This window comes from Catenulispora pinisilvae, assembly GCF_015356865.1.
In the GTDB taxonomy this organism is placed as follows: Bacteria; Actinomycetota; Actinomycetes; order Streptomycetales; family Catenulisporaceae; genus Catenulispora; species Catenulispora pinisilvae.
Map to the genome: position 1 here is coordinate 1 of NZ_JAAFZA010000432.1, position 4,257 is coordinate 4,257.

At 68.4% G+C, this 4,257-nt stretch carries 5 protein-coding genes and 1 pseudogene; all 6 read right to left on the bottom strand.

Annotated elements, in window-relative coordinates:
* Positions 1-602: NuoI/complex I 23 kDa subunit family protein (locus IZR01_RS48415; RefSeq protein ID WP_194927809.1), on the bottom strand; the 602-nt coding region annotated here is incomplete at its 3' end.
* Entirely contained in the window at positions 602-1,570 is a 969-nt protein-coding gene (locus IZR01_RS48420) for a complex I subunit 1/NuoH family protein (RefSeq protein ID WP_194899847.1), read from the bottom strand. The genes IZR01_RS48415 and IZR01_RS48420, both read right to left, overlap by 1 nt.
* Positions 1,567-2,229, bottom strand: coding sequence for an NADH-quinone oxidoreductase subunit C (locus tag IZR01_RS48425; protein WP_228556200.1), 663 nt, complete (start codon positions 2,227-2,229; stop codon positions 1,567-1,569). Before IZR01_RS48425 ends, IZR01_RS48420 begins: the two co-directional genes overlap by 4 nt.
* A complete protein-coding gene (locus tag IZR01_RS52810; RefSeq protein WP_369125452.1) occupies positions 2,222-3,109 on the bottom strand; it encodes an NADH-quinone oxidoreductase subunit B in 888 nt (295 codons plus the stop codon). The genes IZR01_RS48425 and IZR01_RS52810 overlap by 8 nt, the downstream gene beginning before the upstream one ends.
* Entirely contained in the window at positions 3,100-3,528 is a 429-nt protein-coding gene (locus tag IZR01_RS48435; RefSeq protein ID WP_228556199.1) for an NADH-quinone oxidoreductase subunit A, read from the bottom strand. Before IZR01_RS48435 ends, IZR01_RS52810 begins: the two co-directional genes overlap by 10 nt.
* An 87-nt stretch (positions 3,529-3,615) precedes the next feature.
* Positions 3,616-4,257: pseudogene (locus tag IZR01_RS48440) on the bottom strand (hypothetical protein); the annotation flags it as partial.

The following is a 4,257-nucleotide window of genomic DNA, read 5'->3' on the forward strand; positions in this document are numbered from 1 at the left end:
GTGGGGGTGGGCTTCGGCACGGCGGCGGCGGCGCGGTCGGCTGCTGCCTTGGCTTCGGCTGCCGCCTGCTTCTCGACCGTCTTCTGGGCTGCGGCGATTTCCTTCGGGGGCTCTGCGTTCGCGGCGTGGGCCGGGGGCGGGGGGACCGTCCACATCCAGTCGCGGAGGCGGTCCTTTTCGTGGAGGAGGTCGACGATGTCGAATTCGGCGTACTCGAATTCCGGGGACCAGAAGAGGGCGTCGAAGGGGCAGGCCTCGATGCAGATGCCGCAGTACATGCACAGGCTGTAGTCGATCGCGAAGCGGTCGAGGACGTTGCGGGTGCGGTCGCGCTGGCCGGGTTCGGCGGCGGGGACGACTTCTTTGTGGGAGTCGATGTAGATGCACCAGTCCGGGCACTCGCGCGCGCAGAGCATGCAGGAGGTGCAGTTCTCCTCCAGGAGAGCGATGACGCCCCGGCTACGCGGGGGGAGTTCCGGCTTCACGTCCGGGTACTGCGCCGTGACGGAGCGGTGGGTCATCGTCTTCAGGGTCGTGGCCAGGCCCTTGGCCAAGCCGGCGCCGGGCAGGCCGCGCTTTTCGGCGCTCTTGTCCTCGGCCATCAGACCACCTTCAGGATTCCGGTCAGCGCGATCTGCGCCAACGCCAGGGGGATCAGCGTCGTCCACGCCAGTTTCTGGAGCTGGTCCTCGCGCAGCCGCGGGTAGCTCACCCGGAGCCAGATCACCAGGAAGGCCAGGACCAGGGTCTTGGCCATGGTCCAGAACCAGCCGAAGCCGGCGGCGCCGAGGCCGAAGTAGAACGGGCCCTTCCAGCCGCCGAGGAACAGCACCGCGGTCAGCAGGGACAGCAGGACGATGCCGGCGTACTCGGCCAGCAGGAACAGCGCGAAGCGGATGCCGGTGTACTCGGTGTAGGCACCGAAGATGATCTCGGAGTCGGCCACCGGCATGTCGAACGGTGGACGCTGGAGTTCGGCCAGGCCCGAGACGAAGAACACGAACAGGCCCGCGGCCTGCCAGGGGAGCCAGTACCAGTGCCAGGACTCGGCGATACCGGTCAGCGACAGCGTGCCGGCGGCCATCGCCACCGAGGACGCGGCCAGGATCATCGGCAGCTCGTACGCCATCAGCTGCGCCGCGCTGCGGATGCCGCCGAGCAGCGAGTACTTGTTCGCGCTGGCCCAGCCGGCCATCAGCGAGCCCAGCACGCCGACGCCCATCACCGCCAGCACGAAGAACAGCCCGGCGTCCAGGTTCCGCCCGACCTGCGTGCCCGGCCCGACCGGGATCGTGACCAGCGCCACCAGGTACGGGATCAGCGCGACGGCCGGCGCCAGCTGGAACACGCGGCGGTCAGCGGCGGCCGGGACCACGTCCTCCTTCTGCGCGAACTTCACGCCGTCGGCGACGAGCTGCGCCCAGCCGTGGAAGGCCCCGGCGTACATCGGCCCCACACGGGACTGCATGTGCGCCATCGCCTTGTGCTCCATCTGACCGACGACCAGCGGCACGATGAGGAAGAACCCCATGATGATGGCCAGGCGGACGACGGCGTCCGTGACGCTCATGCTCCGCCTTCCTGTCCATCGCCGGTCTTAGCCGGCTCGTCCTCGGGTAGAGGCTTCAGCCAGCCGTCCGGAACGCCGGGAGGAACCATACGACGGCGCGTCGCCCGCCCGGCCGGAGCGGCGTGCGAAGGCCCGCCCTCCCCCGGCTCCTTGACGCCCGGCCACTCCTTGGCGACCCGCGCGGCCAACACGAAGTCCTTACGCAGCGGATGGCCGTCGAAGCCGTCCGGCAGCAGCAGCGGGATCAGGTTCGGGTGCCGGGTGAACGTGATGCCGAACATCTCGAACGTCTCGCGCTCGTGCCAGTTCGCGCCCCGGTAGATCGGCACGGCCGAGGGCAGCTCGGGCTTGTCCTTGGGAATGCGGGTCCTGATCAGCAGGCGGGTGGCCTTCTGCGCGCCCTCGATCTTGGCGACGTGTGCGAAGACGTCGAACCCGGCGTCCTCCTCGTCGACGGCGGACAGCCAGTCGAAGAACGTGTAGCCGAGTCCGTGGGCCCGTTCCAGCGTGGCCAGCCAGTCGTCGGAGGGGACGGTGACGGTCCGCTCGCCGAAGGTCTCCTGGACGTCGTCCCAGGTCTCAGGCTCGATCTCGATCTGGGACTCGATCTCGGGCTCGATCTGAGGCTCGACCTCGCGCTCGCTCTCGGGCTCAGTCATCGTCGGGGTCCGGCTTCTGGTTGAGGATGTTGAGACCGATGTCACGGGACCGCCGCAGTTCCTTCGGGTAGCGGCGGTAGAAGAGCTTCGGCGGCTTCGGCTTCTCCACAACTGGGAGGAGGACCGTCGGGGCGTCCTCACGCGGCGGGAGGAGGGAGACCGGGGCCTGCGCCTGGGCCGTCGCGAGGATGTCCGCGATGGTCTTCGTGTCGGCGACGGCTTGGGACGTCGCTCCGCCATCGCCGGTAGAGGCTCTAGAGAGATGCTTAGGAGCGCGGCGCATAAAGGGGAGCCGCGGAGCGTTGCGCGGATCACGTCCGCTATAGCGCGCGGCGAGGTCTTCGGCCGCGATCTTTTCTTGGAGCTTAATGATTCCTTGAAGCAGAGCTTCAGGACGGGGCGGGCAGCCCGGTACGTAGACGTCCACCGGGATGACTTGGTCGACTCCCTTGGTGACGCAGTAGGAGTCCCAGTAGGGCCCTCCGCAGTTGCTGCAGGAGCCGAAGGAGATCACGTACTTGGGCTCGGGCATCTGGTCGTACAACCGCTTCACGGCCGGCGCCATCTTGTCCGAGACCGTGCCGGAGACGACCATCAGGTCGGCCTGGCGAGGTCCCGGAGCGAAGGGGATGACGCCCAGGCGGATGAAGTCGTGGCGGGCCATGGAGGTGGCGATGAACTCGATCGCGCAGCAGGCCAGGCCGAAGTTGAAGACCCAGAGGGAGTAGCGGCGTCCCCAGTTGAGGACGACGCGCATCGGTTGGGGGGCGGCGCTGTTGAGGAGCCCTAATGCGGCTCCCGTACCTGTTCCCGTGCCTGGTCCCTCTGTAGAGGACTGCCCGGGGGCGCCCACGCGGGGGATGGGGAGGTCTACAGCCATGCCAGCACACCCTTCTTGTAGGCGTACAGCAAGCCGACCGCCAAGAAGCCGAGGAAGACGAACATTTCCACGAGCGTGGTGCCCTTGAAGCCGGGTGCCGCGAAGATGGTCGCCCAGGGGAACAGATATACGGCGTCTACGGCGAAGATGGCGTAGAGGAACGCATATACGTAATAGCGGACCTGAGTATGGGCCCACCCCTCGCCGACCGGGTCCACGCCGCATTCGTAGGTGAGCAGCTTCTCGGGGCTGGGCGCGTGAGGACTCAACAAGCGGTTGGCCCCGAAGGCGGTCGCCACGAACGCCACACCCAGGAGCAGGAGGATCCCGACCACGGAGTAGGTACTGAAGTACGTACCGTTACTCCCTGTGGCCGCTGTGTTTCCGACCGCTGCGACGGCCGGTCCATGCCCTGTCATAAGTGACAGGTTAGTGGTCCGACCGGGCCGCGTTGAGCACTGAACCGTCCAGTGGACGGGTGGAACCGGGTCCGGGCGCGGCGGGGGTCAGGCGTTCGCCGCTTCCAGGAGCCAGTGCGTGTCCTGCCAGACCACGGTGAAGCTGCGGGTGGTGCCGCCGCCGGCCGGGGGCGGGTCGTTCACGGTGACGGTCATCGTGGACTGGGCCGCGCCCGGCTTGACGTCGGTCACCTGGCGGCTGCGCAGGTAGTCGGCGCTGATGGTCGACCAGTTGGTCTGGAAGTACTTCTCGCACAGCGGCATGGGGTCGCCCTGGCCGTTCCAGCCGGCGCCCTTGGCCGCACCCTTCTGCGCATCGACGGTCTGCGAGGCGCAGACCGTCTGGAAGTCGCGGTCCGCGGCGGCTACGTAGAGACCGCGCAGGACGACGTCACTCGCGCCCGGCGCACCCTGCTGCGCGCCGATCGGACCGGCCGCCGCGGCGGTGGTCGGGGCCGAGGCCTTGGAGGAGGCGCCGGAGTTGGGGACGCTGGCGGGCGCGCTGGTCGTGGTCCCGGACGCGCTCTTCTTGGAGTTGCCGCCGGAGAGGGCGAGGATCGCGGCCACCGCGGCGCCGATGACGACGATGCCGATCACCGCTATGACGATGATGCGCTTGTTGCGGGACCAGGCGGACCAGCCCTTGCCGGTGCTGGTGTCGACCAGGGTGGGCGTGGGGCCGCCCAGGTG